Source organism: Aeromonas sp. R6-2, from assembly GCF_040908155.1.
In the GTDB taxonomy this organism is placed as follows: domain Bacteria; phylum Pseudomonadota; class Gammaproteobacteria; order Enterobacterales; family Aeromonadaceae; genus Aeromonas; species Aeromonas schubertii.
Genome location: NZ_JBFODE010000003.1, coordinates 1 through 1,623, shown reverse-complemented (window position 1 = coordinate 1,623; position 1,623 = coordinate 1). Strand labels below are relative to the sequence as shown.

The window sequence follows — 1,623 nt, the reverse complement described above, 5'->3', positions numbered from 1 at the left end:
GGCCTGACTGTTTATGGAGCGGTGGCCAAGTGGGCTTGGCCACCATAGCGCGATGCCCTTGTCAAAATGGTGGGTGTCCCAGAATCACCCCAGAATTCATGCGCCAATGTTCATGCGAATTAAAACTACATCACACCTCTCACAATCAACACTCCGCAACGCCCCTTGAGATAATAAAAAACACAATTAAATACCCAGACAACAATAATTAAACAATTTAATGTAACCATATGAATCTTAAATTTCAGACCGGGTCCTGAATTACGTTTTTCACTATTTATTTTATAAATAAATGGATGAATACCGAGCTCAAATGCGCTATAAAAGTCATCTACGACAATTTATGACTTATAAAGATATGGATGGAATAATTGACAAGAATGACTATTACCGAGTGGTAAGTAGACATGATGATGACGAGATAAATCTCACGGAACTGCTCTTACTCCTGTGGAAGAAAAAATTCCGCATCCTGCTCGCTACTCTTATCTTTGGCATCATTGGTATTTTATATGCTATGTTCACCCCGGAACAGTGGACTGCTCATGCCATCATTTACCAACCAAAACAAAGGGATTCGCTGGAACTAGACAGGCTGAGAACCGAATTGAATTTGCTGGGACTAAGAGGCACCAAGAACAACCACGACGTCTATAATGAATTTCTGTTGGAGTTCAAGTCTTACAACAATATCAGCCATTACTTGCAGACCTCCTCCCAGTTCAAGGCGCATGTGGCCAAGAATAACTTGAACGAACGACAGCAACAGCTCTTGCTGCGAACCTGGTCAGAATGGATGGATATTGCACCTGAAGACAAGAAAGGGGAACAACCAGGCATCCATCTCTCTTTCTCCTTCTTTAACAAGGAAGACGCCCTTTCCATGCTGACAGGTTATATCGACTATATCATTCAGCTGCAGAGTCAGGAATTGCACGACATTCTGGAGAGCAATCGACAAAGCCAGATCAACACTCTCAATTTGGAGATAAAACTCAAGACAGAGGACGCTCAGCGCAATCTAGCCAGAGAGATCGAAGGCACAGAATACAGCATAAGCATTGCTAAGGCGGCCGGTGTGAGCAAGCCATTGGAGAATTTCAATTACAGCGACCGCTTCCCGATCACCCTTGGTCAGGATGCATTGACAAGAAAGCTTAACATCCTCAAGTCCCTGAAGATCGAAGAGTATGCACCTAATATCTTGGCGCTGAATGTACAACTCGCCCGGCTCAAGGGCATCGATCTTGGCAACCTGGCACTCAGCCCGTTCACCTATCTGGATACCCCTAGCGAACCACTGAGCCGCGATAAACCCAAGCGCCCGTTGATCGTCATCCTGGCGACCTTGTTGGGAGGCATGCTGGGGGTTGCATTGATACTGCTTCAACATGCGATTCAGCAAGGTAGGAATAAAGCAATGTAATTGTTGTGTTGTTGTAATTGTGGGTGTTGTAATTGTGGACACCCACAATTTTGGTTAAGCCGCTCTCTGGTTCATCCAACCAAGGTGGTTTGAATGAATAGAGGCGTTGTTGAACAAAAGCATTTCTGCTCAGCTTTGACACATAGAATCAGTCGTTCCTGCTACTAGCAGGCAGCGCTGCTGCGAAAGAATTGCCC

Annotated in this window: 1 protein-coding gene; it reads left to right on the top strand. The window is 45.0% G+C overall.

The genetic code is table 11. The features are described 5' to 3' along the window. Nucleotides 1–343 precede the first annotated feature (343 nt). On the top strand, nt 344–1,426 hold the full coding sequence (locus AB5Y48_RS00310) for an LPS O-antigen chain length determinant protein WzzB (RefSeq protein WP_368163397.1): 1,083 nt from the start codon (nt 344–346) through the stop codon (nt 1,424–1,426). Nucleotides 1,427–1,623: the final 197 nt, after the last annotated feature.

Bases quoted from the DNA above. Each gene is read 5' to 3' on its own strand.
- AB5Y48_RS00310 (WP_368163397.1), top strand. From the start codon at position 344: ATGACTTATAAAGATATGGATGGAATAATTGACAAGAATGACTATTAC.